The organism is Allobosea sp. ASV33 (assembly GCF_016428755.1).
Taxonomy (GTDB): domain Bacteria; phylum Pseudomonadota; class Alphaproteobacteria; order Rhizobiales; family Beijerinckiaceae; genus Allobosea.
Window position 1 is genome coordinate 1 of sequence record NZ_JAELTI010000054.1, and the last position, 26,215, is coordinate 26,215.

27 protein-coding genes are annotated in these 26,215 nt (G+C 67.2%); 13 read left to right on the forward strand and 14 right to left on the reverse strand.

Annotation, left to right across the window (positions count from 1 at the left end):
• The first annotated feature begins 175 nt into the window (after positions 1 to 175).
• The 7 genes from JHD80_RS16230 (at position 176) to pth (ending at position 6,651) form a co-directional block, all read left to right on the forward strand.
• Complete coding sequence (locus JHD80_RS16230; RefSeq protein WP_199089278.1) at positions 176 to 739, forward strand: hypothetical protein; 564 nt, start codon at positions 176 to 178, stop codon at positions 737 to 739.
• Between the two features lie 184 nt (positions 740 to 923).
• A complete protein-coding gene (locus tag JHD80_RS16235) occupies positions 924 to 1,868 on the forward strand; it encodes a ribose-phosphate pyrophosphokinase (protein WP_199089353.1) in 945 nt (314 codons plus the stop codon).
• 10 nt (positions 1,869 to 1,878) lie between these two features.
• Complete coding sequence (queC, locus tag JHD80_RS16240; RefSeq protein WP_199089286.1) at positions 1,879 to 2,601, forward strand: 7-cyano-7-deazaguanine synthase QueC; 723 nt, start codon at positions 1,879 to 1,881, stop codon at positions 2,599 to 2,601.
• Positions 2,598 to 3,161: a VUT family protein gene (locus JHD80_RS16245; protein WP_199089288.1), complete on the forward strand. Its 564-nt coding sequence runs from the start codon at positions 2,598 to 2,600 to the stop codon at positions 3,159 to 3,161. Before queC ends, JHD80_RS16245 begins: the two co-directional genes overlap by 4 nt.
• 103 nt (positions 3,162 to 3,264) lie before the next feature.
• Positions 3,265 to 5,118, forward strand: a complete 1,854-nt coding sequence (locus JHD80_RS16250) for an EAL domain-containing protein (protein ID WP_199089290.1) — start codon at positions 3,265 to 3,267, stop codon at positions 5,116 to 5,118.
• Positions 5,119 to 5,265: 147 nt separating this feature from the next.
• On the forward strand, positions 5,266 to 5,886 hold the full coding sequence (locus JHD80_RS16255; RefSeq protein WP_199089292.1) for a 50S ribosomal protein L25/general stress protein Ctc: 621 nt from the start codon (positions 5,266 to 5,268) through the stop codon (positions 5,884 to 5,886).
• Between the two features lie 150 nt (positions 5,887 to 6,036).
• Complete coding sequence (pth, locus tag JHD80_RS16260; protein WP_199089294.1) at positions 6,037 to 6,651, forward strand: aminoacyl-tRNA hydrolase; 615 nt, start codon at positions 6,037 to 6,039, stop codon at positions 6,649 to 6,651.
• A gap of 155 nt (positions 6,652 to 6,806) precedes the next feature.
• Here the strand turns inward: pth and JHD80_RS16265 are convergent, their stop codons facing one another.
• Positions 6,807 to 7,412, reverse strand: a complete 606-nt coding sequence (locus JHD80_RS16265; RefSeq protein ID WP_199089296.1) for a DUF5666 domain-containing protein — start codon at positions 7,410 to 7,412, stop codon at positions 6,807 to 6,809.
• Positions 7,413 to 7,620: 208 nt separating this feature from the next.
• Between JHD80_RS16265 and ychF the strand changes: the two genes are divergently transcribed.
• Complete coding sequence (gene ychF / locus JHD80_RS16270; protein ID WP_199089298.1) at positions 7,621 to 8,718, forward strand: redox-regulated ATPase YchF; 1,098 nt, start codon at positions 7,621 to 7,623, stop codon at positions 8,716 to 8,718.
• Positions 8,719 to 8,732: 14 nt separating this feature from the next.
• Positions 8,733 to 9,746 (forward strand): MaoC family dehydratase, encoded by a 1,014-nt coding sequence (locus JHD80_RS16275; protein WP_199089300.1) that lies wholly within the window; start codon positions 8,733 to 8,735, stop codon positions 9,744 to 9,746.
• Positions 9,747 to 9,748: 2 nt separating this feature from the next.
• Here the strand turns inward: JHD80_RS16275 and JHD80_RS16280 are convergent, their stop codons facing one another.
• From JHD80_RS16280 to JHD80_RS16320, 9 genes are all read right to left on the reverse strand, one after another.
• On the reverse strand, positions 9,749 to 11,056 hold the full coding sequence (locus JHD80_RS16280) for a sensor domain-containing diguanylate cyclase (RefSeq protein ID WP_199089309.1): 1,308 nt from the start codon (positions 11,054 to 11,056) through the stop codon (positions 9,749 to 9,751).
• Between the two features lie 53 nt (positions 11,057 to 11,109).
• Complete coding sequence (locus JHD80_RS16285; protein ID WP_199089311.1) at positions 11,110 to 11,754, reverse strand: class II aldolase/adducin family protein; 645 nt, start codon at positions 11,752 to 11,754, stop codon at positions 11,110 to 11,112.
• Positions 11,751 to 12,860 (reverse strand): S-methyl-5-thioribose-1-phosphate isomerase, encoded by a 1,110-nt coding sequence (mtnA, locus tag JHD80_RS16290; protein ID WP_199089312.1) that lies wholly within the window; start codon positions 12,858 to 12,860, stop codon positions 11,751 to 11,753. The genes JHD80_RS16285 and mtnA overlap by 4 nt, the downstream gene beginning before the upstream one ends.
• Before the next feature lie 7 nt (positions 12,861 to 12,867).
• Complete coding sequence (locus JHD80_RS16295) at positions 12,868 to 13,395, reverse strand: adenine phosphoribosyltransferase (RefSeq protein ID WP_199089313.1); 528 nt, start codon at positions 13,393 to 13,395, stop codon at positions 12,868 to 12,870.
• Positions 13,396 to 13,466: 71 nt separating this feature from the next.
• Positions 13,467 to 14,345 (reverse strand): S-methyl-5'-thioadenosine phosphorylase, encoded by an 879-nt coding sequence (locus tag JHD80_RS16300; RefSeq protein ID WP_199089314.1) that lies wholly within the window; start codon positions 14,343 to 14,345, stop codon positions 13,467 to 13,469.
• Between the two features lie 324 nt (positions 14,346 to 14,669).
• Complete coding sequence (locus tag JHD80_RS16305) at positions 14,670 to 15,548, reverse strand: cytochrome c1 (protein WP_199089315.1); 879 nt, start codon at positions 15,546 to 15,548, stop codon at positions 14,670 to 14,672.
• Between the two features lie 7 nt (positions 15,549 to 15,555).
• Positions 15,556 to 16,839 (reverse strand): cytochrome b, encoded by a 1,284-nt coding sequence (locus tag JHD80_RS16310; protein WP_199089316.1) that lies wholly within the window; start codon positions 16,837 to 16,839, stop codon positions 15,556 to 15,558.
• Positions 16,840 to 16,892: 53 nt separating this feature from the next.
• On the reverse strand, positions 16,893 to 17,441 hold the full coding sequence (gene petA / locus JHD80_RS16315; protein ID WP_349237286.1) for a ubiquinol-cytochrome c reductase iron-sulfur subunit: 549 nt from the start codon (positions 17,439 to 17,441) through the stop codon (positions 16,893 to 16,895).
• A 191-nt stretch (positions 17,442 to 17,632) separates the two neighbouring features.
• Positions 17,633 to 19,498, reverse strand: coding sequence for an ABC transporter ATP-binding protein (locus tag JHD80_RS16320; RefSeq protein WP_199089317.1), 1,866 nt, complete (start codon positions 19,496 to 19,498; stop codon positions 17,633 to 17,635).
• Between the two features lie 308 nt (positions 19,499 to 19,806).
• Between JHD80_RS16320 and JHD80_RS28765 the strand changes: the two genes are divergently transcribed.
• The 3 genes from JHD80_RS28765 (at position 19,807) to hemF (ending at position 22,133) form a co-directional block, all read left to right on the forward strand.
• On the forward strand, positions 19,807 to 20,628 hold the full coding sequence (locus tag JHD80_RS28765) for a collagen-like triple helix repeat-containing protein (protein WP_248311600.1): 822 nt from the start codon (positions 19,807 to 19,809) through the stop codon (positions 20,626 to 20,628).
• A gap of 103 nt (positions 20,629 to 20,731) precedes the next feature.
• The gene (locus tag JHD80_RS16330; RefSeq protein ID WP_199089357.1) at positions 20,732 to 21,229 is read left to right on the forward strand and encodes a tRNA (cytidine(34)-2'-O)-methyltransferase; all 498 of its coding nucleotides are present in this window, start codon (positions 20,732 to 20,734) and stop codon (positions 21,227 to 21,229) included.
• Positions 21,207 to 22,133 carry an oxygen-dependent coproporphyrinogen oxidase gene (gene hemF, locus JHD80_RS16335; RefSeq protein WP_199089321.1) on the forward strand — a complete coding sequence of 309 codons (927 nt, stop codon included), beginning with the start codon at positions 21,207 to 21,209 and terminating at the stop codon, positions 22,131 to 22,133. Before JHD80_RS16330 ends, hemF begins: the two co-directional genes overlap by 23 nt.
• Positions 22,134 to 22,160: 27 nt before the next feature.
• Here hemF and JHD80_RS16340 read toward each other — a convergent pair whose 3' ends face one another.
• The 4 genes from JHD80_RS16340 to JHD80_RS16355 form a co-directional block, all read right to left on the reverse strand.
• Entirely contained in the window at positions 22,161 to 23,393 is a 1,233-nt protein-coding gene (locus tag JHD80_RS16340; protein WP_199089323.1) for a CCA tRNA nucleotidyltransferase, read from the reverse strand.
• Positions 23,390 to 23,647 (reverse strand): DUF6111 family protein, encoded by a 258-nt coding sequence (locus JHD80_RS16345; RefSeq protein ID WP_199089325.1) that lies wholly within the window; start codon positions 23,645 to 23,647, stop codon positions 23,390 to 23,392. Before JHD80_RS16345 ends, JHD80_RS16340 begins: the two co-directional genes overlap by 4 nt.
• A 99-nt stretch (positions 23,648 to 23,746) precedes the next feature.
• Positions 23,747 to 24,406, reverse strand: coding sequence for a CoA pyrophosphatase (locus tag JHD80_RS16350; RefSeq protein ID WP_465246529.1), 660 nt, complete (start codon positions 24,404 to 24,406; stop codon positions 23,747 to 23,749).
• Positions 24,406 to 24,987, reverse strand: a complete 582-nt coding sequence (locus JHD80_RS16355) for a DUF1285 domain-containing protein (RefSeq protein WP_199089335.1) — start codon at positions 24,985 to 24,987, stop codon at positions 24,406 to 24,408. The genes JHD80_RS16350 and JHD80_RS16355 overlap by 1 nt, the downstream gene beginning before the upstream one ends.
• A 202-nt stretch (positions 24,988 to 25,189) precedes the next feature.
• Here JHD80_RS16355 and JHD80_RS16360 point away from each other — a divergent pair, with 202 nt between their 5' ends.
• The gene (locus JHD80_RS16360) at positions 25,190 to 26,212 is read left to right on the forward strand and encodes an AAA family ATPase (protein WP_199089337.1); all 1,023 of its coding nucleotides are present in this window, start codon (positions 25,190 to 25,192) and stop codon (positions 26,210 to 26,212) included.
• Positions 26,213 to 26,215 lie beyond the last annotated feature (3 nt).

Here is a 26,215-nt window from a genome sequence, read left to right on the forward strand (position 1 = left end):
ATCCTGATGGATTCCGCCAGCGAAACCGCGATGTGCCTGGGCCGGACCTATCTGGTCGGCGGAGGCGGCGCCGAGGCGCTCAACCTGCCCGATCTGGACCTCGTCATCCGTTGAGCTTACTAAGGGCGCGCAGGGAATCTCGAAGCAGTCCACAGCCCAAAGGGCGGGAGGCGTCATGATCAACCGTTTGAGCGGCCTCGTTCTGGGGCCGGTTTTGGTGCTGGCTGTCGCCGGTTGCCAGGAAACCACCCAGACCGCGGCCCGGCCGCGCGTCGATGCGCCCGGCGTTCCGGTCTCGGTGCAGAGCATCTCCGGCGCGCCGGAAAACGTCACCACCAGCTTCGCCGGCCTGCTCGGCGAGGCCGCCGCCGAGCGCAAGATGGAGATCGTTCCCGGCAACAAGCCGGCGCGCTTCCGCGTCAAGGGCTATCTTACGGCACAGCCGACCGAGGACGGCCAGACCGCCCTCGCCTTCGTCTGGGACGTCTATGATTCGACCAAGCAGCGCGCCCAGCGCGTGCAGGGCGAGAGCATCGGCAAGCGCAGCGGCGGTTCCGACCCCTGGGCCGGCATCGACCAGACGATCGTCGCCAAGGCCGCGTCCGACTCGATGGACGCGATCGCCGGCTTCCTCGTCACCGCGCCGGGCATCGAGACGCTGAGCGTCGATGAGAAGCCCGCCAAGCCTGCCAAGCCCGGCACGCACGTCGCCGCCACGGACGAGAAGAAGAAGAGCTGACCTAATGCCGCGGCGACGCTGCGGCAGTGGTTTCCGGGTCACGGCGCAACGCCCCGCGCTTTTTGCGCGTCGATATTGCACTGCAGCGGTCGACTCCGTCCGACCGCACTGTTAAGAGCCGTCCGAATTGAGCCGGCAATGCCGGCCCTCCCTGCTCAGCCTGACTGCAACGGTGCGCTACGGCATGGCCTCCCACTTCAAAGTCGTCGCCGGCAATTCCAATCGCCCGCTGGCCGAGGCGATCTGCAACCATCTCAGCATTCCCCTCGCCAAGGCCTCCGTCCGGCGCTTCGCCGACATGGAGGTCTTCGTCGAGATCCAGGAGAACGTGCGCGGCCAGGATGTCTTCATCATCCAGTCGACCTCGTTCCCGACCAACGACCACCTGATGGAACTGCTGATCATCACGGATGCCCTGCGCCGCTCCTCGGCCAAGCGCATCACGGCGGTGATCCCCTATTTCGGCTATGCTCGTCAGGATCGGCGCGCCTCGGGCCGCACGCCGATCTCGGCCAAGCTCGTCTCCAACCTGATCACCCATGCCGGCGTCGACCGCGTGCTGACGCTCGATCTCCATGCCGGCCAGATCCAGGGCTTCTTCGACATCCCGACCGACAACCTGTTCGGCGCCCCGCTGATGGCGCGCGACATCAAGGACCGGCTGGAATGGAAGAACGCCATGGTCGTCTCGCCGGATGTCGGCGGCGTGGTGCGTGCGCGCGCGCTCGCAAAGCGTATCGACGCCCCGCTCGCCATCGTCGACAAGCGCCGTGATCGGCCGGGCGAGTCCGAGGTCATGAACATCATCGGCTCGGTCGAGGGCCGCTCCTGCATCCTGATCGACGACATCGTCGATTCCGGCGGCACGCTGGTGAACGCGGCCGACGCCCTGCTCGAGCAGGGCGCCAAGGAGGTCTTCGCCTATATCACCCATGGCGTGCTCTCCGGCGGCGCGGTCGCCCGCATCGCCGGCTCCAAGCTCAAGGAGCTGGTCATCACCGACTCGATCATGCCGACCGAGGCCGTGAAGGTCGCCCGCAACATCCGCGTCATCTCGATCGCCGGCCTGATGGGCGAAGCGATCGAACGCACGGCGAGCGAGACCAGCGTCTCGAGCCTGTTCGACTGAGAGGTTCGGCTTGGGCAACTCCCGCGCCCTCGTCCTGTTTTCCGGCGGCCAGGACTCCACCACGGCCCTGGCTTGGGCGCTCGATCGCTTCGACGCGGTCGAGACGGTCGGCTTCGACTACGGCCAGCGCCATCGCATCGAGATGGAATGCCGCGAGACGATCCGCGCGAAGCTGCCGGGTCTGTCTTCCCGCTATGCCGAGCGTCTCGGCCCCGACCATGTCGTCGATCTGAAGGCACTGGGCGCGATATCCGAGACGGCGCTGACCCGCGAGACCGAGATCGCCTTTGCCGAGACCGGCCTGCCCACGACCTTCGTGCCCGGCCGCAACCTGATCTTCCTGACCTTCGCCGCCGCGCTCGCCTATCGCCGCGACCTCAAGCACATCGTGCTCGGCGTCTGCGAGACCGATTATTCCGGCTATCCCGATTGCCGCGACGACACGATCAAGGCGATGCAGGTCGCGCTTGGTCTCGGCCTCGATCGCCGGCTCGTCCTGCACGCGCCCCTGATGTGGCGCGACAAGGCGCAGACCTTTGCGCTGGCCCGCGCCATCGGCGGAAAGCCCCTGCTCGACCTCGTGATCGAGGACAGCCATAGCTGCTATCTCGGCGACAGGACGACCCGGCATGGCTGGGGTTACGGCTGCGGCCATTGCCCGGCATGCGATTTGCGATCAAAAGGCTTCGCGGCCTATCTCGCAGCCCCCGACGACAGCGGACTTATTCCATGACCCGTGACCGCCAGCGCCTGACGGAAGGCGCCATCGCCCTCGTCCTGTTCGGCCTGACCATTCCCGCCGCCAACTGGCTGATCGGCAATGCCGGCGCGGTCTGCGTGCCGAACGGTCCCTGCCTCGTGCCGGTCTGGCCGGGCGTCATGGCGCCGAGCGGCGTCCTCATGGTCGGGCTCGCGCTCGTTCTGCGCGACATCGTTCAGCGCCGTCTCGGCCCGCTCGCCGGTCTCGGCGCCATCGCGGTCGGCACCCTGATCTCGGCGATGCTCGCCCCGCCGGCCATCGTGCTGGCCTCGGTCGCGGCCTTCCTTCTCTCCGAACTGGCCGATTTCGCGGTCTATACCCCGCTCCAGCGTCGCCGCTTCGTCACGGCCGTCTTCGCGTCGAGCGTGATCGGTCTCGTCGTCGACAGCTTCGTCTTCCTGTATCTCGCCTTCGGCAGCCTCGACTTCCTCGCCGGCCAGATCATCGGCAAAGCCTGGATGGTGCTGCTCGCCCTGCCTCTGATGCATCTGCTGCGGCGCCGCGACGAACGGCTGGGACTGGTCGCGGCCTGACCCCGCGCTACAACCCCGCGTAAAGTTTGAAGCGGCGGCGCAACCTGGCTTTAAGGCATTTGCTCTAGGGAACGGGTCTTCGACGAACCCTGTCAGACATGCCGTGACCAGACCTTCGGGCCGCCTGCAAGCCCTGCAGAACGATATTCTTGAAGATATCGCGCGGGGCGAAACCCTGATCGCGTGCATGGAACGCCTGTGCCATCGCGCCGAAGCGATCTCGCCCGGCGTGATCTGCTCGGTCGTGACCGTCGACGACCAGCTCTGCCTGCAACCCCTCGCCTCGCCCAGCCTGCCGGCGCAATACGTTAGTGCGATCAAGAGATTGCCGGCCGGCCCCAATGTCGGCTCCTGCGGAACCGCGGTCTTCCGCGGCGAACCCGTCGAAGTCACTGATATCGCCACCGATCCGCTTTGGGCGCCCTATACCGATCTCGCCCTGCCGCTCGGCCTGCGCGCCTGCTGGTCGACGCCGATCAAGGCGCGCGACGGGCGCGTGGTCGGTGCCTTCGCCTTCTATTTCACCAGGCCACGTCGTGCCCGCGAACTCGAGCGCCAGATCGTCGCGACCTGCGTCCATCTCTGCGCCATCGCCATCGAGCATGACGAGGTTCGCACCCGCAATCACCGCCTCGCCTATTTCGATACGCTGACCGGACTGCCGAACCGCAGCCAGTTCAACAGCGCCATCGCCGGAATGAGCAGCATCGGCCGGCGCTACGGGCTGATGCTGATCGACATCGACCATCTCAAGCTGGTCAACGACACGCTCGGCCATGCCGCCGGCGACGCCCTGATCGCCGAGGTCGGCGTACGGCTGGACGCTGCGCTGGCCGATTGCCTCACCTGCCGGATCGGCGGCGACGAATTTGCCGTCCTCATCCCGGATTGCGAGGGGCCCGCCCGCATGCGCGCCCTGGCCGCCGCGGCCCTTGCTGCCATGGCAGCCCCTCTTGAACATGACGGCCACAGCCTTCAGCCCGGCATCACCATCGGCGGGGCACTGGCCGGCGAAGACGGGCTCGACAGCGTCACCTTGCGGCAGAACGCCGATCTCGCCCTCTACCACGCCAAGGAAACCCGCCGCGGCCGCTATGTCCGCTTCCGCCGGCAGTTGCGCAGCGCCATGATGCAGCGCATCCATGTCCGCAGGGATGTCGCCAGCGCGCTCGGCGACGAACGCATCATCCCCTATTACCAGCCGATCATCCGGCTCGATACGACCCAGGTTGTCGGCGTCGAGGCCCTTGCGCGGATGCGGCTCGACGACGGCCGCATCGTCGCGGCCGGCGAATTCCAGGATGCGCTGCGGGATCCGAAGATCGCCCATCGCACGACCACGCAGATGCTGACGGCGGTTGCCGCCGACATGGCCGAATGGCGGGCGAGCGGCCTGAACTTCCAGCATGTCGCGGTCAACGTCACCTCGGCCGATTTCCAGAAGGGCGATCTGGTGCAGCGCGCCAGCCGCATTCTGGAGCGGGTCGGCGTCCCGATGCAGCATCTCGTGATAGAGGTCACCGAGCAAGTCTTCATGGGTGGGCGCAAGGACGGCGTCGCCCGCACGATGGAGGCGCTGCGCGCCTGCGGCTCGCCGGTCGCGCTCGACGATTTCGGCACCGGCTTCGCGTCGCTCACCCATCTGCTCGATTTCCCGATCGACATCATCAAGATCGACCGCTCCTTCGTCGGCTCGCTCGGCAGCGGCGCCCGTAGCGAGATCATCATCGAGGCGCTGCTGACGATGACCCGCCGCCTTGGCATGAAGATCGTCGCCGAGGGCATCGAGACGCAAGGACAGGCCGAGCGTCTCACGGAGGTGGGCTGCCGCCTCGGTCAGGGCTATCTGTACTCCCCGCCGGTATCGGCCTCGATCATCCGTGAATGGCTGGCGCGCTTCGCACAGCCGATCCAGGCCGCCCCTGCCGAGACCGGCCTCGTCGCCAACGCGGCCTAGCTGCCTTTCCAGGCCAGACTTGAGATCGCCGCGGTTTTCGCCTATGAGCACCCCTGCGTTCGGCTGACACCCTTGGAGGCTCTGAACGCACCATCCGATGGCCGCCAGCGGGCGGCCTTGTCATTTTACAAGTCAAGGACATCCAACATGACCGCCGTGAAGCAAATCGAGGCTTCGGCGCGCGCACAGGTCGGCAAGGGGGCCGCTCGTGCCGTTCGTCGCCAGGGCCAGACGCCTGCCGTGATCTATGGTGGGGGCGCCGCTCCCGAAGCCATCGCGCTCGACGCCAACAAGACCCGCCAGTTGATTTTCGGCGGCCACTTCCTGACCACGATCTTCGAGATCAGCGTCGCCGGTAAGAAGCAGCGCGTCATTCCGCGCGATTACCAGCTCGACCCGGTCAAGGATTTCCCGATCCATGTCGACTTCCTGCGCGTCGCCAAGGGCCAGACCGTCACCGTCCAGGTTCCGGTGCACGTCGTCGATCAGGAGCAGAGCCCCGGCGTCAAGAACGGCGGCCTGGTCCAGATCGTTGAGCACGCTCTAGAAGTCACCGTAGAGCCCGACAGCATTCCGGAATCGATCGACGTCTCCGTCGCCGGCCTGAACGTTGGCGACTCGATCCACGCCGATGCGATCAAGCTCCCGGCCGGCGCCAAGCTCTCGATCGCGGCCGACGCCACGATCGTCACGGTCTCCGCCCCGACCGTCGAGGAAGAGCCGGCCGCCGACGCCGCTGCCGAGGCTGCTCCCGAAGCCAAGGCCTGATGAAACGGCGCCAGCCGGCGCCGCTCCATCCGGAACGATCATGAGACGGCCGGGGCAGCCCGGCCGTTTTGCTATGGCATCGGACCGAAAAGCGGTTCCGGCTTCCGGACGAACCCGATGCTAACCTGACAAGCCTGCCGGAGTCCCGCCATGCTGATCTTCGCCGGCCTCGGCAATCCAGGCGCGCGCTATGCCCGCAACCGGCACAATATCGGCTTCATGGCCGTGGACGAGATCGCGCGCCTGCACCGCGCCTCGCCCTGGCGTGCCCGTTTCCAGGCCGAGGCCTGCGAGGCGACGATCGGCGGCGAGAAGGTCATCCTGCTCAAGCCGCAGACCTATATGAACGAATCCGGCCGTTCGATCGGCGAAGCCGCGCGCTTCTTCAAGATCGCGCCGGCCGATGTCGTCGTCTTCCATGACGAGCTCGATCTCGCGCCAGCCAAGCTGCGCGTGAAGCTTGGCGGCGGCAATGCCGGCCATAACGGCCTGCGCTCGACTACGGCGGCGATCGGCAACGACTATCGCCGCGTCCGGATGGGTATCGGCCATCCCGGCGACAAGGCGCTGGTCCACGCCTATGTGCTCAACGATTTCGGCAAGCCCGAGCAGCCCTGGGTCGAGGATCTCTGCACGGCCTGCGCCGACCACGCTGCCCTGCTCGCGGCCCATGACGACACAGGCTTCCAGAACAAGGTGCATCTCTTCATGGATGCGCGCGGCCACGCCGCCGTGAAGCGCCTCGGCGAGAAGAGCGACGGCTGATTTCGCTCCCATAGATCATTTATAAAACGCGTCGTCATCCCGGGCGACCGCAGGGAGACCCGGGATCCATTCCGGAACGGTTCAGGCATGGATCACGGATCGGCGCCACTGAAGCGGCTCGTCCGGGATGACGAAAAAAGCGGACGGCGCCTCACCTACAACGGCAGTTTCGCGCCCGCCTTCGCCACCGTGACGCGGCTCGTGCTATAGCTGCCATCGGCCTGACGGCTCGCCGTCATCGCGACCTGCGCTCCGGGCTTGAGCTCGCTCGCCTCGGCCGGCGCCGCCATCAGGATCGTCGCTTCCGGCGTGATCGCGACCTTCTGCTCGCCCCCGGGATAGCTCAGCACCAGATTGGCGCCGTCGACCTTGGAGACCGTCTCGGCCACAGTCGCATTGGTCATGGTCGCGTCCGGTAGCACGCCCCACGGCCGATGCCCCTCGCCCGTGCCGCGCATCGATTCCGGGAAGATCACCACCTGCACCGCGAGCAGCGTGCCGTCGGCTTGAGGCTTGGCGCCGACGCCGATGAAGCTGCCCTTGGCGATATCGGAGACCTTCGCCGCGGCCATGCCGCCGACCGAGAAGCCCGGCGCGAGCGCGACCTTGATCTCCCGTCCGTCGGCGGCCTTGAGCATCATCGTCGTTTCGTTCACCGCCTCGACCTCGCCGCGCAGGCGTGTACCGGGCGCCTGGGCGATGGCCGCGCCGCCGGCAAGAGCAAAGACCGACAGGGCGAGCGCGAGGCGAAAACGATTCATGACGAAGCTCCGAACGATGCGGGCAGGCGATGCGGGAAATCCAGCACCCTCACCCGCTGCACCGCCATGCACGTTCGCGTGAGGGACACGGCCGGCATAAGGCGCGCGGCACTTGTCTTTATCGCGCAAGCCCCCCAATAAGGCCCCAACTTTCAAAGCTTCACGCCCGGCTGCGGCTATTCCGCCACGGGCAACGGAACAGGCGATCATGGGTTTCAAATGCGGAATCGTCGGCCTGCCGAATGTCGGCAAGTCGACCCTCTTCAACGCGCTGACGCAGACGGCCGCGGCGCAGGCCGCGAACTACCCGTTCTGCACGATCGAGCCGAATGTCGGTGACGTCGCCGTGCCCGACGAGCGGCTGGAGAAGCTCGCGGCCATCGCCGGCTCCAAGGAGATCATCCCGACGCGTCTGACCTTCGTCGACATCGCCGGCCTCGTGCGCGGCGCCTCGCGCGGTGAAGGGCTCGGCAACCAGTTCCTCGCCAATATCCGCGAATGCGACGCCATCGCCCATGTCGTGCGCTGCTTCGAGGACGGCGACATCACCCATGTCGAGGGCAAGGTCTCGCCGGTCGACGATATCGAGACGATCGAGACGGAGCTGATGCTCGCCGACCTCGACAGCCTCGAGAAGCGCGTGCTGCCGCTGGAGAAAAAGGCGAAGTCTGGCGACAAGGAGGCCAAGGAAGCGGTCGACCTGATGAACCGCTGCCTCACCCTCCTGCGCGACGGCAAGCCCGCCCGCCTCGTCCAGCTCTCGGCCGAGGAGCGCCGACCCTTCGAACTGCTCGGCCTGCTCTCGTCGAAGCCCGTGCTCTATGTCTGCAATGTCGAGGAAGCCAGCGCCGACAAGGGCAACGGCTTCTCCGAGCTAGTGAAGAAGCGCGCTGCCGAGGAAGGCGCCGTCGCCGTCGTCGTCTCCGCCAAGATCGAGAGCGAGATCGCCGTCCTGCCGGCCGAGGAGCAGACCGAGTATCTGGAGGCCGTCGGCCTCGACGAGCCCGGCCTGAACCGCGTGATCCGCGCCGGCTACGCCCTGCTCCATCTCGTGACCTATTTCACGGTGGGCCCGAAGGAGGCCCGCGCCTGGACGATCGAGAAGGGCACCAAGGGGCCGCAGGCCGCCGGCGTGATCCATACCGATTTCGAGAAGGGCTATATCCGCGCCGAAACCATCGCCTATGACGACTACATCGCCAACAAGGGCGAGGCCGGCGCGCGCGAGGCCGGCAAGTTCCGGCTCGAGGGCAAGGAATACGTCGTCGCCGACGGCGACGTGCTGCATTTCCGTTTCGCGAACTGAAGAGCCCGCCGGCGATGTCGTATTTCGAGGATTTCGTCCCGGGCCAGAGCGCACTTTCGCGCAGCCTCGACGTCTCGCAGGACGACATCGTCGCCTTCGCCTCGCGCTATGACGCGCAGGATTTCCATGTCGATCCGGAAGCCGCCAAGGCGAGCTTCGTCGGCCGCCTGATCGGCTCGGGCTGGCATAGCTGCGCGCTGCTGATGCGCCTGATGACCGAGGAATTCCTGCTCGACGCCGCCAGCATGGGCGCGCCGGGCATCGATGAGGTGAAGTGGCTGCGCCCCCTTCTCCCAGGCGACAGCGTCAGCGCACGGCGCACCGTGCTGGAGAGTAAGGCCTCGCGCTCCCGCCCCGAGATGGGCCTCGTCCGCTTCCGGCTCGAACTCTTGAACCAGCGCGACGAACCGATCCTGGAGCAGACCAACTGGATCATGTTCGGCCGCAAGGGCTCCGGCATCGGCAAGCACCCGGCCGGCCCCTGGCTCGACCATGCGCCGATCTACGAGCGCCCGTCCGTCGAGAGCCCGCTGGAAGCGCCTGCCGAGCCGCCGGGACCGACGCGCTTCTTCGAAGAGCTGTCGATCGGCGACAGCCACGAGCTCGGCAGCTTCGTCTTCACGGCCGAGGAGATCGTCGCCTTCGCCCGCAGCTTCGATCCGCAGCCCTTCCACATGGACGAGGCAGCGGCGCGCGATAGCTCCTTCGGCCGGCTCGCCGCCTCCGGCTGGCACAGCGCAGCCGTCTGGATGGCCTGCATGGTCCAGCACCGCAAAAGTCAGATCGCCGCGGCACCGGACCGCGTCGCCCGCCTCGGCCCCTCCCCCGGTTTCAAGAATCTGCGCTGGACGAAGCCGGTCTTCGCCGGAGACCGCATCACCTATCATTCGCAGGTCGTGGACAAGCGCGAGAGCGCCTCGCGCCCGCAATGGGGCCTGTTCTTTCACCGCAACACCGGGGTGAACCAGCACGGCGAAGAGGTCTTCAGCTTCGACGGCTGCGTGTTCGTCGAGCGTAAACCGGGCTGAACTCAGCCCGCTTTCAGGTCTGCCGCCGCCGGCAGATGCACGGTCTCGATCCGGTCGCGGCCATTGCGCTTGGCGGCATAGAGCGCCGCATCGGCATGGGCATAGAGCGCATCTCCGTCGAGCGGCCCGTGGCCGCAGCATAGCCCGATCGAGACCGTGGCGGCCTGCAATTGCGCATCGACCGCCCGCCAGGGCGCCTGCGCCAACGCCTGCCGGATCGCCTCGGCGACGGCCATCGCTTCGCCCGGCGTCGCATCCGCGATCAACACGCCGAACTCCTCGCCGCCGAGCCGCGCGACAAGCCGCGCCGCTCCGGTCGGCGGACCGTCGATGACCTGTGCCACCAGACGCAGGCAGGTATCGCCGGCGACATGGCCGAACTGGTCGTTGATCGCCTTGAAATGATCGACATCGACGATCAGCAGCGCCAGAGACTGCGGACGCGCCGCCTCGCCGGCGAGGCATTCGATGAAGCGGCGACGGTTGGTGAGACCGGTCAATCCATCCGTCTGCGCGAGCTTCACCAGCTCGGCATTGGCCTGGCGCAGGGCGTCCTGTGCGCTGAGAAGCGCCGCCTGCTGGCGCTTGGCCGCCGTGGTGTCGGCATGGATGAAGCAGCTCAAGCCCTCGAGCGTGTGCCGGGCGACGACGCGCCGCCAGCGCTGGCCGGGCAGTTCGATCTCGAAGGGCGCACCGTCATAGCGCAGGCCGTTGAGGATGCTGGCGCGCAGGCCCGCGACGGCCGAGACGCCGCGCCAGCACTCGGCGACGATCTCGTCGAACTTCAAGCCGACGAGCAGCGTGTCCGCCGGGATGTCGTAGAGATCGCAGAAGGCGTCGTTGGTGGCGATGATCCGATCCTCGCCATCGAGCAGCATCGCGCCGTCCGGAATGAAGCGCAGCGCCTCGAAGGCCGGCAGCATGGCCTCGGCCATCGCTCCGGCGCGTCGCGGTGCTTCCAGCATCTGCCACATCCTGACCCGGCCGCCGCAGGGCGCCAGCAGCGAGGTCGCGCGCAACCGGCGGCCGTTATGCAGGAATTCGAAGGCCTGCGTCTGGTTCTCGTGGCGCGCCATGCCCTCGGCGATGTAGCGGTCGATATCGTGCATCTCCTCGGGCGCGAGCCGCAGCGTGTAGAAGCGCCGGAGATTGTCGACATAAGGCTCGCCAGGATAAATCAGCCCGTCGTCTTCCGGGAAGAAATGCAGGAACGTGCGGTTCCAGCCGACGGCACGATGCTCCGCATCGTACTCGCAGACGCCGACCGACAGCACATCGAATGACTCGTGCAGGTAGCGCGAAACGATCATGCGCCACCCTAGGGTGGCAGTGCTTAACGGTGCGTAAGACCGAACCGGTCAGATCAACCGACCTTGCCGTAGCCCGCGAACTTGGCGCCGACGCGCTCCATTTCGGCGGTATCGAGGATGACCGGCTCGATCCCCGCCGCGAGGATGTCGAGATACTGTCCCGCGAGATTTTCAACCTCCGCGACGATGGTATGGGCGCCTGCGAGCGTCTGGCCGAGCGCGATGACGCCGTGATTGGCCAGCAGCACCGCCTTGCGCCCCTCCAGCGCCTTCACGGCATTCTCGGCCAGCTCCGGCGTCCCGAAGGTGGCGTATTCGGCGCAGCGCACATCGGCGCCGCCGCAGAGCGCGATCATGTAATGGAAGGCCGGGATGCCGCGCCGCGTGCAGGACAGCGCGGTCGCGCGCGGCGAATGGGTGTGAACGATCGCCTGCGCATCCGGCCTCGCCCGATAGATCGCGACATGGAAGGGCCATTCCGAGGAGGGCTTGCGGCTGCCGCCGAGCACGGCGCCGTCGAGCCCGAGATGGATCAGGTCTTCAGGCTTCGTCTGCGCATAGGGCAGGCCCGACGGCGTGATCAGCAGGCCGTCGCCGAAACGCGCCGAGACATTGCCCGATTTCGACGGGCAGAACCCCGCCCGGTCGATCGCCTGCGCGACCGAGACGATCTCTTGCCGCAGCTCCGTTTCGGTCATCTCGTGCTCTTGTTCGCCAGATCGGGAAAGAGTTGCGCGAGGCCCTCGGCGCTGGCTGCGCAGACGCCGCGCTCGGTGATCAGCCCCGTGACCAGCCGCGCCGGCGTCACGTCGAAAGCCGGATTGGCCGCGCCGCTGCCCGGCGCGACGACGCGCACGGACCTGACCTCGCCGTCATCGGCGAGCCCGGAGAGATGCGTCACCTCGCGCGCCGCCCGCTCCTCGATCGGGATATCGGCAAGGCCGTCGCGGATGCTCCAGTCGATCGTCGGCGAGGGCAGCGCCACGTAGAAGGCCACGCCGTTGTCATGCGCGGCGAGCGCCTTGAGATAGGTCCCGATCTTGTTGGCGACGTCGCCGGAAGCCGTGGTCCGGTCGGTCCCGACGATCACCATGTCGACCTGCCCGTGCTGCATCAGGTGCCCACCGGCATTGTCGGCGATCACCGTATGCGGCACGCCATGGGAGCCGAGCTCATAGGCTGTCAGCGCCGCGCCCTGGTTGCGCGGCCGGGTCTCGTCGACCCAGACATGGACGGGTATGCCGGCATCATGGGCGAGGTAGATCGGCGCCAGCGCCGTGCCCCAGTCCACCGTGGCAAGCCAGCCGGCATTGCAATGGGTTAGGATATTGACCGGCGTGCCGACAGGCCTGCGCGCCGCGATCCCAGCGATCACAGGCAGCCCGTGCTCGCCGATCGCGCGGCACAAGGCGACATCCTCGTCGCAGATCGCCGCAGCTTCCGCATAAGCAGTTTCGGCACGCATCTCCGGAGGCAATGCAGCAAGGGCGCCGCGCATCCGCTCCAGCGCCCAATGCAGATTGACGGCGGTCGGCCGCGTGGCGCCGAGAAGGGCGAGCGCCGCTTCCAAGGCCGCATCCGATGCATCCGCCCGCATCGCCAGCGCGACGCCATAGGCAGCCGTCGCGCCGATCAGGGGAGCCCCGCGCACGACCATGCTGCGGATCGCATCGGCCGCCTGCTCGGCCGAGCCCAGCGCCACGGTCTCGAAACGGAAAGGAAGGCGCGTCTGGTCGATCACGACGACCCGCCAGCCATCCTGCGCAAGCCAGATCGTGCGATAGTGCTGGCCGTTGATCTTCATCCGCCGCTCAATCGCCCGCGAAGGAAACCAGCGTGCGCACCGGCACGCCCAGCCGCCGGATCTTGTCAGCGCCACCGAGCTCCGGCAGGTCGACGATGAAACAGGCCGCCACGACCTCGGCGCCCAAGCCCGCGAGCAGGTTGACCGCCGCCTCCGCCGTGCCGCCGGTCGCGATCAGGTCGTCGACCAGCAGGACACGCTCGCCCGGCTGCACCGCGTCGCGATGGATCTCGATCTCGTCAGTGCCGTATTCGAGCGCATAGGTCGCGCGCAGCGTCTCCAGCGGCAGCTTGCCCTTCTTGCGGACGGGAACGAAGCCGGCCGAAAGCTGGTGCGCCACAGCCCCGCCCAGGATGAACCCGCGCGCTTCGATGCCGGCGATCTTCGCGATCTTCAGGCCAGCGAAGGGCTGCACCAGCTCGTCGACGGCCCGGCGGAAAGCCCTGGCATCGCCGAGCAGCGTGGTGATGTCGCGAAAGACGATGCCGGGCCGGGGATAATCGGGAATGGCGCGGATGCTGTCGGCAAGGTTCATGGGCGCAGTCTCGGAAGCCAAGGCGGACGCCTTGGTCGGACGCCGAGCCGGCTTCGTCAAGGGCGCCGTCATCACGCCACCTTGAGCACGCGCCCGGCGACGGCGTCGAGCTTTGCCAGCAGGGCCGGATCGCGGAAGGCCGGCGCCGTCACGATGGCGTTGTCGAGCGCATTGTGGGAGCCGGCCGGGCATGGCTCGCGCTCCGCCGGGAAATCGGCGGCGAGCCGCGCCACGAGGCGCCGCGCCTTGTCCGCATTCTCGTGGAGCACGGCGATGACCGAGGCGACATCGACGGCGCCGTGCAACTCGTGCCAGCAATCGTAATCGGTCACCATTGCGACGGTCGCGTAGGTGATCTCGGCCTCGCGGGCGAGCTTGGCCTCGGGCATCGCCGTCATGCCGATCAGGTCGTAGCCGAGACCGCGATAGGTCATCGATTCCGCATAGGTCGAGAATTGCGGGCCCTCCATCGTGACCAGCGTGCCGCCGCGCACGAAGGGCAGCTCCTCGGCCTGCGCCGCCGCCGCGATCCGCGCCTGCAGGGCAGGCCCGACCGGCTGGGCGACCGAGACATGGGCGACGCAACCCTTGCCGAAGAAGGAGTTCTCGCGGCGGCTCGTCCTGTCGACGAACTGGTCGACCAGCACGAACAGGCCGGGATAGAGCTCCGCCTTGTAGGAGCCGCAGGCTGAGAGCGAGACGAGATCGGTCACGCCCGCCCGCTTCAGCACGTCGATATTGGCGCGGTAGTTGATCTCGGAGGGGGGGATCGCGTGGCCGCGGCCATGGCGGGGCAGAAACACGATCTTCGTTTGGCCGATCCGGCCGATCCGCAAGCTGTCGGAGGGCTCGCCCCACGGGCTTTCGACGCGCTCTTCGCGCAGATCGGTCAGGCCCGGCAGATCGTAGATGCCCGATCCGCCGATGATTCCGAGAACGGCTTCGCTCATGGTCGATTCCCTCGAGCATCGAACCGAAAAGCGGAAGCCACTTTCGGACGGATTCGATGCGACAACAGATATGGGCGCGGAAAGGACCACCTTTCGATGACGGTCGCAATACGGCCGGGCAGGATGCCGTCATGCTCGGGCTTGCCCCGAGCATCTCGCGACCAGAGGGCGCCGGAACCGGGGGAGCCCCCTCTCCCTCCGGAAAAGGGTTCCTCGCGCTGTCCGCGCATTTTTCGGGAACCGTGCCACGCTCGCGCCCGCGTTCGGCCCCCAACGAAAAAGGCCCCGTCACCGGGGCCTTTTCCATAACGATACCAGCCTGCTTCAGTGCGCCGGCGAGCCGTCCGGCATGCGCGACCACACCTTCTTCTTGGTGTAGTAGAGCAGCCCCGCGAAAATCACGAGGAACGCCATCACCTGCAAGCCCATGCGCTTGCGCGCTTCCAGGTGCGGCTCGGCCATCCAGACCATGAAGGCGGCGACGTCGCGGGCATACTGATCGACCGTCTCCGGCACCGGCGCCTTGCCGTCCGGCCCCTTCGGATACTCGATCTGGCCGTCCGAGAGGGGCTTCGGCATCGCGATGAGATGACCGGGCATGTACTTGTTGTAGTTCTGCCCCGGCAGAAGCGTGACGCCGGCCGGCGGCTCCTCGTAACCGACCATCAGGGCGTGGATGTAGTCCGGCCCCTGCTCCTGATACTGGGTGAAGATATCGAAGATGAAGGTCGGGAAACCGCGCTCATAGGTGCGCGCCTTGGCCAGAACCGAGAAGTCCGGCGGATAGGCGCCGCCCTGGGCCGCGCGCGCCGCCTGCTCGTTCGGGAACGGCGACGGGAAGCGGTCGGCCGGGCGGCCGGGCCGGTCGAACATCTCGCCCTGGTCGTTCGGGCCGTCCTTGATCTGGTAGGTCCCGGCGAGCGCGGCGACCTGGCCGGGCGTGAACTCGGGGCCGCCCGGCTGCGACAGGTTGCGGAAGGCGACGAGGCTCGCGCCGTGGCAGCTCGCGCAGACTTCCTTGTAGACCTTGAAGCCGCGCTGGAGCTGGGCTCGGTCGAACTTGCCGAATGGACCGGAGAACGACCAGCTCAACTGAGGCGGCTTGAAGCCGCCTTCGGCAGCCTGCGCGGCTGGCTGGAACAGCGCCAGCGAGAGGCCGGCGGCAAGCCCGGTCAGGGCGAGACGAAACGATGTTCTGCTCATGGTTCCGTCAGCCCTTGACGTTCGGTTCGGCAGCAGCGGCGGTCGCGACGCGGGCCGCCGACCCGCCATTGGCGGAAGCGAGCACGGCATCGGCGATCGAGGTCGGCAGCGCCTTCGGGCGCTCGAACAGCCCGACGATGAACAGCGCGACGAAGAAGCCGAAATACAGCACGGTGAGGATGCGCGAGATGGTCACATAGGGCTCGTCGGCCGGCATGGCGCCGAGATAGCCGAGGCCGATGCAGACCAGGAGGAACATCCAGAACAACTGGCGCGCGATCGGCCGGTAGCTCATCGACTTGACCTTGGAGGTGTCGATCCAGGGCAGGAAGGCGAGAACCACGATCGCGCCGCCCATGGCCATGACGCCGCCGAGCTTGTCGGGGATGGCGCGCAGGATCGCGTAGAACGGCAGGAAGTACCATTCAGGAACGATATGGGCCGGCGTCGCTGCGGGATTGGCCGGGATGTAGTTGTCGGCATGGCCCATGAAGTTCGGCTGGTAGAACACGAACCAGGAGAACAGGATCATGAACACGACCATGCCGAAGATGTCCTTCACGGTCGCGTAGGGCGTGAACGGCACGGTGTCTTTCTGAACATTCTTCACCTCGACGCCGGTCGGGTTGTTCTGGCCGACGACATGCAGCGCCCAGATGTGCAGCACCACGACGCCGAAGATCATGAACGGCAGCAGGTAGTGCAGCGAGAAGAAGCGGTTCAGCGTCGGGTTGTCGACCGAATAGCCGCCCCACAGGAAGGTGACGATCGTCTCGCCGATCACCGGCAGCGCCGAGAACAGGTTGGTGATGACGGTGGCGCCCCAGAAGGACATCTGGCCCCAGGGGAGCACGTAGCCCATGAACGCCGTCGCCATCATCAGCAGGAAGATGACCACGCCGAGAATCCAGAGCACCTCGCGCGGCGCCTTGTACGAGCCATAATAAAGCCCGCGGAAGATGTGCACGTAGACCGCGACGAAGAACATCGAGGCGCCGTTCGAGTGCAGGTAGCGCAGCAGCCAGCCGTAGTTCACGTCGCGCATGATGTGCTCGACGGCATTGAACGCCATCAGCGAATTCGCCGTGTAGTGCATCGCCAGGATGATGCCGGTGACGATCTGCGCCACGAGCATGAATACGAGGATGCCGCCGAAGGTCCACAGATAGTTCAGGTTGCGCGGAACCGGATAGGAAACCGCCGAGTCATGGGCCAGCCGGATGATCGGCAGGCGTGCGTCGAGCCAGCGCTCGATGCCGGTCTTCGGGACGTAGGAACTGTGACCACTCATGAAGAATGCCTCAAGGCTGTCTCATCTTGGCGGGAAAGCGTCGAGCGCATTGCTCAGCCGATCTTGATCTTGGTGTCCGCCGTGAAGGCATAGGGCGGAACCGGCAGGTTGAGCGGTGCCGGGCCCTTGCGGATGCGGCCGGAGGAATCGTAGTGCGAGCCGTGGCAGGGGCAGAACCAGCCGTCGAAATCGCCCTTCGGGTCGCCGGGCGCGTTGCCCAGCGGCACGCAGCCCAGATGGGTGCAGTTGCCATAGATGATCAGGAAGGGCTCGTGGCCGGGCTTGGTGCGCTGCTCGTCGGTCTGCGGGTCGCGCAGGGTGGCGATGTCGACCGCCTTGGCCTCGTCGATTTCCTTCTTGGTGCGGTGGCGCACGAAGATCAGCTTGCCGCGCCAGAACAGCTTGATGGCCTGACCTTCGGCGATCGGCGCCAGGTCGACATCGATCGGCGCGCCGGCCGCGATCGTCTGCGCGTCGGGCGCGAGCTGGCTGATCAGGGGGATGACGACGGCGCCGAGGCCGACGGCACCGGCTGCGCCGGTCGCAAGCATCAGGAAATCGCGGCGGGTTGTTCCGGTCGATGTATCGGTCGCGTGCGCCACGATCCAATCCTCTTACACGTCTTGCGAGCTGGAACAGCTCGAAATTATCGCCTCTCGCCCTCATAGGGGCGCGCCGCGGCCGCCGCAATGCGGCGGTGCGTCACCATCGGCTCTTTGACATGCAGATTGGACGAAGTCTACTGTCTGGAACGCCTTGGCCATGCATGGCGCACAGTCCGTCGGCGTAGACGTCAGACGGCGAGCTTTTCCGGATCGGCGGCGGCCAGGAAACCGCCCGATTGGCGCGCCCAGAGCCGGGCATAGAGGCCACCGCGCTGAATCAATTCGTCATGGCTGCCGATATCGGCGATGCGCCCTTGATCGAGCACGATCAGCCGGTCCAGCGCGGCGATCGTCGAGAGCCGATGCGCGATCGCGATAACGGTCTTGCCCTGCATCAAGGCCGCGAGCTGCTGTTGGATCGCTGCCTCGACCTCCGAATCGAGCGCCGAGGTCGCCTCGTCGAGAATCAGGATCGGCGCATCCTTCAGCAGCACGCGGGCGATGGCGATGCGCTGGCGCTGCCCGCCGGAGAGCTTCACGCCGCGCTCGCCGACCCGCGAATCGAACCCCTTGCGGCCGTCCTGGTCGCCGAGGCCGAGGATGAACTCATGCGCCTCGGCCTGCTGCGCCGCGCGTGCGATCTCGGCCTCGCTCGCACCGATCCGGCCATAGGCGATATTGTCGCCGATCGAGCGGTGCAGCAGCGAATTGTCCTGCGTCACCATGCCGATCTGCGCGCGCAGACTGTCCTGCGTGACATGGGCGATGTCCTGCCCGTCGATCAGGATGCGCCCGCCTTCGAGCGGATAGAGTCGGAGCAGGAGGTTCACCAATGTCGACTTGCCGGCTCCCGACGGCCCAACGAGCCCGATCCGCTCGCCCGGCCTGATCTGGAGATCGAGCCCCTCGAACAGTCCCTGCCCCCGCCCGTAATTGAAGCGGATCTTCTCGAAGCTGATCGCCCCCTTGTCGACGACGAGCGGCACGGCGTCGGGCGCGTCCGGCAGGTCGTGGGGCTTGGCGATCGTCTCCATGCTTTCCTGCACCGAGCCGATATTCTCGAAGATGCCGCGCACGAGATGGATCAGCCAGCCCGACATCTGCACCAGCCTGAGCACGAGGCCGATGGCTGCGGCGACCGCGCCCGGCGTCATCTCGCCCTGGCTCCAGAGCAGCAGCGCGAGCCAGGCGGTGGCCACCACGAGCAGGCTGTTCATCGTCTGCAGGATGACGCTGACGCCGGTGATCAGGCGCGACAGGTTGAGGAAGGAAGCGTTCCACCGCGTCAACGAGTCGCGGACGGCGGAGCGTTCGGCATCGGCCCGCGCGAACAGCTTCACCGTCAGGATGTTGGTGTAGGAATCGACGATGCGGCCCGTCGTCGTCGAGCGGCCGAAGGAATTCGCCTCCGAGCGCTGCTTCGCCCGCGGCACGAAATAGATCAGCAGCGTGACATAGGCCCCAAGCCAGAGGATCACCGGCAGCGCCAGCCACAGGCTCGTCTTGCCGAAGAAGCCGATCGCGACCGTGGCGAAGACCAGCGCATACCAGAGGTCGTCGATAACCTCGATCGTCGCGCCGCGGATCGACTGGCCGGCCTGGATGACGCGGGCGGAGAGGCGCCCGGCGAAATCGTTCTGGAAGTAACCCAACGCATGGCCGAGCGTGTAGACATGGTTTCGCCAGCGGATCTGGTTGGTGATCTGCGGCACCACGACCTGGTCGACGATGGCGTGATTGGCGAAATAGATCAGCGGCCTGACGACCACGAGCAGGAAGGCCGCGCCCGCCAGGAGCCAGCCATGGTCGCGGAAGATCGTCTGCGGCGACTGCGTCGAGAGCAGATCGACGAACCAGCCGACCATCAGATACATCGCGGCCTCGATGCCGCTGAAGCCGAGGCCCGTGATCATGATCAGGGCCATCCAGCCCTTCAGGTCCTTGATGTGGTGCCACATGAAGGGCCAGACGCCGCGCGGCGGCGTCTCCCGCTCGTCGAACGGAGCGAAGACGTCGATGCGGCTTTCGAGCCAGCGGAAGAGCGGAGCGAACATGCTTGTTTCGCTACCGGGAATATGGGGGCTGAACAAACGACAATTCGGGATACCGGCTTTCCCCGTGCCACCCCTTGTCAGGAGCGGACCGGGTGGACAGTGCCACCGATGCGCTAGACGCCGCAGGTGGCGGGATTAGGGCGTAGCGGAGCAACGCCCTGGCGCCCAAGCAGCCGGAAAGATAGAATAATCATAAAATCGGAACTGCGACGTATAAACTCCGATATCCCTGCGAATCGACCGCAAGGAACCTGCGAGAAACGAGGTCTGTTTTCAGCCGCATAGACTAACTCGCCAAGGAGGAAGCCATGCGTTTGCGAATACTCGGCGCCGTTGGCGCCTGCACTCTCCTCGCTGCTTGCAACAGCACATCCGAATACGCCTCGTTCGACGGCTGTGACGGACTGCGCGGCGCACAATTGAAGCGCTGCCTGCGGCTCGCGTCCCTGCAAAGTCCGGTCATCGGCTCGCGCGGCTCGGTCGGCACGCGCACCGCGGCCTTGCCGGGCAATCCCGGGATACCGGGCAACCCCGGCATTCCCGGAACACCGGGAAATCCGGGCGTTCCCGGCACGCCGGGTAATCCTGGTAATCCGGGTGTCCCGGGCACGCCCGGTAGCACGGGCGGCGGGCTCGGGCTCGGCGCAGGCGTTTCGGCCGGTGTCGGCAATTCGATCGGCGCCAATGTCGGGGCCGCGGCCAATGTCGGCAGCAACGGGCTCGGCGCAGGCGTCGGAACCGGCGTGACGGCCGGCGGCACCAACGCCAATGCGGGGCTCGGCGCCGGTGTGAATGGTGGCGGGCTGGGCGCTGGACTGGGCGCGGGCCTCGGCAACGCGGCCGGCGGACTGGGCGCGGGCCTCGGCGCAGCGCTTGGTGGCAATGGGCTCGGCGCAGGATTCGGTGCTGGCCTCGGCAATGCTGCAGGCGGGCTCGGCGCCGGTGCCGGCGTTTCCGCCAGCGGCAGCGGCATCGGGGCCGGCGTCGGCGCAGGCCTCGGCGGCAACGGAGGCGGCATTGGCGCCGGCGCAGGGGCGGGCGTTAGCGGCGCCGGTGTGGGCGCCGGTGTGGGCGCGGGCGCGGGTGCTGGCGGCGATGGCGGCGGCGTCTCCGGCGCCAGCGGGCAGTAAGGTCGATGGACGGATCGCAGGCCCGGCGAATGCCGGGCCTGCTGTTGGCTATTTGCAAGCAACTGTGCTTGCGCGAGCGGCGGCGTTGGCCCATCACCGGCCCATGCTGCGCCTCGCCCTTTTCCAGCCGGACATCCCGCAGAATACCGGCACGATGATCCGCATGGCCGCCTGCCTCGGCATCGCCGTCGACATCGTCGAGCCGGCGGCCTTCGACGTCTCGGACCGGCATTTCCGCCGTTCCGGCATGGATTATCTCGAACGCGCAGCCGTGAGGCGCCATGATTCCTTCACCGCCTTCGACGGTTGGCGCAAGGCGGAAGGCCATCGCCTCGTCCTGGCCGAGACCGACGGCGCCATCCCCCTGCCCGATTTCGTTTTTCAGCCCGGTGACATCATTTTGGTCGGGCGCGAATCGGCCGGCGTGACCGCCGAGGTGCACGCCGCCGCCGAAGCCAGCCTGCACATTCCCATGCGGGCGGAATTGCGCTCGCTCAATGTCGCGCTGGCGGCTGCGATGGTAATGGGCGAGGCATTGCGACAGACAGGCGGCTTTCCGGGCCGCGATGGAACAGACGATGACCACCTCGAAATCCGCTGAAGCCCCGCCCGCCGATCCGGCCGTCGTCGAAGCGCTGAAGCCGCGCGCCGCCGCCTGGTTCGAGAGCCTGCGCGACCGCATCTGCGCCGCCTTCGAGTCGGTCGAGGACGAGGCTGCCGGCCCCTTCCCGCCCGAAACGAACGAGCCCGGGCGCTTCGTCCGCACACCCTGGCAGCGCACCAACCATGACGGCACGCCCGGCGGCGGCGGCGTCATGTCGATCATGAAGGGCCGCGTCTTCGAGAAGGTCGGCGTCCACGTCTCGACGGTGCATGGCAGCTTCCACCCCGATTTCGCCGGACAGATTCCCGGCGCGTCGCAGGACCCGCGTTTCCACGCCACGGGCATCTCGCTGATCGCCCATCCCTGGAACCCGCATGCGCCGACCGTGCACATGAACACGCGCTTCGTCGTCACGACCAAGCCGTGGTTCGGGGGCGGCGCAGATCTGACGCCGGTTCTGGATGCGCGCCGCAATCAGGAGGACCCCGACGCGCGCGATTTCCACGCCGCGATGCGCGCGCCCTGCGACAATTTTCCGGCCGTGGCGGATTACCCGCGCTTCAAGACCTGGTGCGACGAGTATTTCTTCCTGAAGCACCGCAACGAGCCGCGCGGCATCGGCGGCATCTTCTACGACTACATCTGGACCGGCGATGTCGAGGCGGATCTCGCTTTCACCCGCGCCATCGGCGAAGCTTTCCTCGGCAGCTACCCCGAGATCCTGCGCCGCAATCTCGACAAGCCGTGGAGCGAGGTCGAGCGCCATGAGCAGCAGGTCCGGCGCGGCCGCTATGTCGAGTTCAACCTGCTCTACGACCGCGGCACGATCTTCGGCCTGAAGACCGGCGGCAATGTCGATTCGATCCTGTCCTCGATGCCGCCGACGGTGCGCTGGCCCTGAGGCCGAAGCCTCCCTGCACAGGTTCCGCTAGTGGGTGGCTAACGCCAGCCTGACGAATTCGATCTGTTCGTCCGCTCCGGCCGGGCAGCCGGCCTCGATCCAGCCCTGCCGGGCTGCCGCAAGCGCCTGCCCGACGCGCGGTCCCGGCGCAGCGCCAAGACTGATGATGTCCTTGCCCGTGGGCAGAAACGGCGGCGTCTGCCCGAGTTCGCGGATGAGGCGTTGCACCTCGCTACTGACTTCGCTTCCAGCCGACGCATTGAGCAGGACAAGCCCAGCAGCCGCCGCCTCGTTCCCGACGCCATGAGCGACCCGGCGAAGCGCCGCGATGGCAGGCAGGCCAGCCCGCCCGCCCAAGGCTTCGAGCGCCTGTGCGATCCGCTCGATCCGGTCGAATTCCTCGTTCGAAAGCCGGAGCCGTTCGCGCAGGCGCAATGCGTCCTCGCCCACTGAAACCGCCAGTGCCGCCAACCGGAAGGCCGGATGGACGCCCGCCCCCTCATCCCCCGCGACCGCGGCGAAGCGCGAGAGATGCGGCACGCCGCCGATCACCGGCATGATGAGCCCGGCGCCGGCCATTGCGCCGATCGTGGCCGCGACTCGGGGCGCGACGAGGAGCTTCAGCAATTCCGCCCGCACCCGTTCGCGCGACAGGCCGGCGAGCCCCTCGCGGTCGGCGATGCAAGCGTTCAGGCCCTCGCCGTCCGGCTCCCCCATGCCGTAGCGGGCATGGAAGCGGAAGAAGCGGAGGATGCGCAGATAGTCCTCGCGGATGCGGGTCGCGGCATCGCCGATGAAGCGCACGCGCCGCTGCGCGAGGTCGTCGAGCCCGCCGCAATAATCATGCAACCGGCCGTCTCGGCCGAGCCCGAGCGCATTGATGGTGAAGTCGCGCCGCAATGCATCCGCGGCGAAATCGCGGCCGAACACGACCTTGGCACGGCGCCCATCGGTCTCGACATCGCGCCTGAGCGTCGTGACTTCGAAGCTCAGGCCCCCCGCCACGAGCGTGACCGTGCCATGCTCGATGCCGGTCGGCACCGCCTTGAAGCCGGCCGCCCGCCCGCGCCGGATCGTCTCCTCCGGGAGCGCGGTGGTGGCGAGATCGACGTCGCTCACCGGCTCGCCGAGCAGGAGGTTGCGCACCGCGCCGCCGACGACGCGCGTTTCCTCTCCGTCGCCGTCGAGCGCTTGCAGCAGCCGCGCCAATGCGGGTTGAGCGAGGAAGCTCCCGATCTCCCCGGCGCGTTCCTCGATCATTTGAAGCGGCCGTGCACCAGCACTCCGTTCTCCATATGCGGAGGATCGTAGGCGCCCCGGCTGCGCGGCGCGATGAACCCGCCATAGATCAGCACGGCGATCGCCAGCAGGAAGCCCACGACCGCCAGGCGGAAGGCATGCGGGCTCCAATGCTCGACGTCGAACGGGTTGCGCCGGTTGAGGACGAGATAGGCTGCAAAGATGCAGAAGGGCAGGACGAAGAGCAGAACCTCTTCGATGATCGCGCGCAGCATCGGTTTCGTCGTTCCCCGGCGCGGTATTCGCGCAGTCTCAGTTTACATCGCCGCATCGGATGCGTCCGAAAAGCGCACTCCGCTTTTCGGCCCAATGCTCTAGCCCGCCAGCCGCTCGTAGAGATTGCGGATCATGCCGGCGGTCGCTCCCCAGATATAGCGACCCTCGAACGACATCGCATAGTAGGTGCGCAGATGCCCCTTCCACTCGCGCCCCTCGCGCTTGTGATTGGCCGGGTCGAACAGGAAGGAGAGCGGCGTCTCGAAGGCCTCGTCGACCTCATTGGGATTGATCGTCAGCGCGAAGGGCGGCTCGACCAGCGCCACCACCGGCACGATCCGGTAGCCGGTGCCGGTGAGATAGGCGTCGAGGAAGCCGAGCGTGCGGATATGCGAGCGCGACAGGCCGATCTCCTCCTCGGTCTCGCGCAGCGCCGTCACGACCGGCGAGCCATCGACGGCATCGACCCGCCCGCCGGGAAAGGCGACCTGCGCCGAATGGTTGCGCAAGGCCGCCGCGCGCTGCGTCAGCAGCACGGTCGGCCCCTCCGGGCGCGGCACGATCCCGATCAGCACGGCGGCCGGCACGGCGCGCTTCTCGTCGGGCACCGGCACGGGCGAGGGCTGGTTCTCATGGTCGCCGCGCGGCCGGCTGATCACATCGCCGAGCGTCGGCGGATCGGCCCTCAACCGCTGGCGCGCCAAGGCCGCAAAGTCCTCGGCGCTGAGGTTGAGGGCAGGCTCGATTGTCTTCAGCACTAGATGCCCTCGATCTCGCTCGCCGGCACGGCCGGATAGAACTCACCTGCGGCAGCGACCCCGAACATCGCCTCTTCTGCGACAACCCTGATCTCGCCGAGCGCCAGCAGGTCATAGGTCAGCGCCCGCGTCAGCCGCGCCCACAGGCCGCGCCGGACATGGACATAAGGCGTCAGCCCGTCCTGCGCAGCCCGTTCGAAACGCAAGCCATGGTCCGGCCCGACGCAGACGAGATCGTCGACCTGCGTCCGGAACGCGATCGTCCGGCCGCCGCCTTCGCCGTCGACCTGCATCTCGACGGCCTGGAACGGCGCGTCGTCGACGGTGATCCCGACCTTCTCGACCGGGGTCACGAGAAAGTAATCGTCGCCCTCGCGCTTCAGCACCGAGGAGAACAGCTTCACCAGCGCCGGCCGGCCGATCGGCGTGCCCATGTAGAACCAGGTGCCATCAGTGGCGATCCGCATGTCGAGATCGCCGCAGAAGGGCGGATTCCAGCGCTCCACGGGCGGCAATCCGCGCGTCTTGCCGCCGCCGAGCGAGGCCATCAGGCGCTCCATCGCCTGGCCTGGTTCCGTCATCCGATCCTCCCTGGCCCTTGGCTGCGGCATCGTGCTTGCATCGCGTTTCCGCCTTGAACTCCACATAATCGTGAAGCCGAGATGATGTGTACCGTTCCATTCGGCGCTTGAGCCGCCGTGATGGCCCGTCCACACTGAACGGCCGAACACATCGACGGTTCGCAGGACGGCGCAACGGCCCGTGACAGTGAAGGAGACCGACATGGCGGCGCAAGCCCGGGCAAACGAGAGCACTTCGCCGATCGACCTCGACACAGGCATCGTCGAGGCGGCCGAGGCCGCGCTCGGTGCCATCGGCGCGGCGCGCAAGGAAATCGGCCAGGTCATCTTCGGGCAGCAAAAGGTCGTCGATCTCTCGCTGGTGACGCTGCTTTCGGGCGGCCACGGCTTGCTCGTCGGCGTTCCCGGCCTCGCCAAGACCAAGCTCGTCGAGGCGATGGGCACCGTGCTCGGCCTCGCGGCGCGGCGCGTCCAGTTCACGCCGGACCTGATGCCGTCGGACATCCTCGGCTCCGAGGTTCTCGACGAATCGAGCGACGGCAAGCGGCATTTCCGCTTCATCAAGGGCCCGGTCTTCGCCCAGCTCCTGATGGCGGACGAGATCAACCGCGCCTCGCCGCGCACCCAGTCGGCCCTGCTGCAGGCGATGCAGGAGCACCATGTCACGGTGGCGGGCGAGCGCTACGACCTGCCTGCCCCCTTCCATGTGCTGGCGACCCAGAACCCGATCGAGCAGGAGGGCACCTACCCCCTGCCCGAAGCCCAGCTCGACCGCTTCCTGCTCGAGATCGATGTCGGCTATCCCGACCGCGAGGCCGAGCGCCGCATCCTGCTGGAGACGACCGGCGCCGCCGAATACAAGCCCTCCCCGGCGATGACCTCGGAAACGCTGATGTCGATCCAGCGCCTCGTCCGGCGGCTGCCGGTCGGCGACGCCGTGGTCGAGGCGATCCTCGATCTCGTACGCTCCGCCCGTCCCGGCGAGGGTGAGGCCTCGGTCACCGACAAGCTCTCCTGGGGTCCGGGCCCCCGCGCCAGCCAATCGCTGACGCTCGCCGTGCGAGCGCGTGCCCTCGTCGAGGGCCGGCTCGCTCCTTCGGTCGACGATGTCGCGGCGCTCGCCATTCCCGTTCTGAAGCACCGCGTCGCCCTGACCTTCGCCGCCCGCGCCGATGGCGAGACCGTCGAAGGCCTGATCGGCAAGCTCGTGGAACGGCTGGGATAGGCC

Coding starts and splice junctions, on each gene's coding strand:
- JHD80_RS16295 (WP_199089313.1), bottom strand. CDS start 13,395: ATGAACCTTGCCGACAGCATCCGCGCCATTCCCGATTATCCCCGGCCC.
- ychF (WP_199089298.1), top strand. CDS start 7,621: ATGGGTTTCAAATGCGGAATCGTCGGCCTGCCGAATGTCGGCAAGTCG.
- hemF (WP_199089321.1), top strand. CDS start 21,207: ATGACCACCTCGAAATCCGCTGAAGCCCCGCCCGCCGATCCGGCCGTC.
- JHD80_RS16235 (WP_199089353.1), top strand. CDS start 924: ATGGCCTCCCACTTCAAAGTCGTCGCCGGCAATTCCAATCGCCCGCTG.
- JHD80_RS16310 (WP_199089316.1), bottom strand. CDS start 16,839: ATGAGTGGTCACAGTTCCTACGTCCCGAAGACCGGCATCGAGCGCTGG.
- JHD80_RS16305 (WP_199089315.1), bottom strand. CDS start 15,548: ATGAGCAGAACATCGTTTCGTCTCGCCCTGACCGGGCTTGCCGCCGGC.
- JHD80_RS16265 (WP_199089296.1), bottom strand. CDS start 7,412: ATGAATCGTTTTCGCCTCGCGCTCGCCCTGTCGGTCTTTGCTCTTGCC.
- JHD80_RS16245 (WP_199089288.1), top strand. CDS start 2,598: ATGACCCGTGACCGCCAGCGCCTGACGGAAGGCGCCATCGCCCTCGTC.
- JHD80_RS16355 (WP_199089335.1), bottom strand. CDS start 24,987: ATGACGGAACCAGGCCAGGCGATGGAGCGCCTGATGGCCTCGCTCGGC.
- JHD80_RS28765 (WP_248311600.1), top strand. CDS start 19,807: ATGCGTTTGCGAATACTCGGCGCCGTTGGCGCCTGCACTCTCCTCGCT.
- JHD80_RS16330 (WP_199089357.1), top strand. CDS start 20,732: ATGCTGCGCCTCGCCCTTTTCCAGCCGGACATCCCGCAGAATACCGGC.
- JHD80_RS16360 (WP_199089337.1), top strand. CDS start 25,190: ATGGCGGCGCAAGCCCGGGCAAACGAGAGCACTTCGCCGATCGACCTC.
- JHD80_RS16320 (WP_199089317.1), bottom strand. CDS start 19,498: ATGTTCGCTCCGCTCTTCCGCTGGCTCGAAAGCCGCATCGACGTCTTC.
- JHD80_RS16280 (WP_199089309.1), bottom strand. CDS start 11,056: ATGATCGTTTCGCGCTACCTGCACGAGTCATTCGATGTGCTGTCGGTC.
- JHD80_RS16255 (WP_199089292.1), top strand. CDS start 5,266: ATGACCGCCGTGAAGCAAATCGAGGCTTCGGCGCGCGCACAGGTCGGC.
- JHD80_RS16300 (WP_199089314.1), bottom strand. CDS start 14,345: ATGAGCGAAGCCGTTCTCGGAATCATCGGCGGATCGGGCATCTACGAT.
- JHD80_RS16230 (WP_199089278.1), top strand. CDS start 176: ATGATCAACCGTTTGAGCGGCCTCGTTCTGGGGCCGGTTTTGGTGCTG.
- JHD80_RS16285 (WP_199089311.1), bottom strand. CDS start 11,754: ATGACCGAAACGGAGCTGCGGCAAGAGATCGTCTCGGTCGCGCAGGCG.
- mtnA (WP_199089312.1), bottom strand. CDS start 12,860: ATGAAGATCAACGGCCAGCACTATCGCACGATCTGGCTTGCGCAGGAT.
- JHD80_RS16275 (WP_199089300.1), top strand. CDS start 8,733: ATGTCGTATTTCGAGGATTTCGTCCCGGGCCAGAGCGCACTTTCGCGC.
- pth (WP_199089294.1), top strand. CDS start 6,037: ATGCTGATCTTCGCCGGCCTCGGCAATCCAGGCGCGCGCTATGCCCGC.
- JHD80_RS16340 (WP_199089323.1), bottom strand. CDS start 23,393: ATGATCGAGGAACGCGCCGGGGAGATCGGGAGCTTCCTCGCTCAACCC.
- JHD80_RS16345 (WP_199089325.1), bottom strand. CDS start 23,647: ATGCTGCGCGCGATCATCGAAGAGGTTCTGCTCTTCGTCCTGCCCTTC.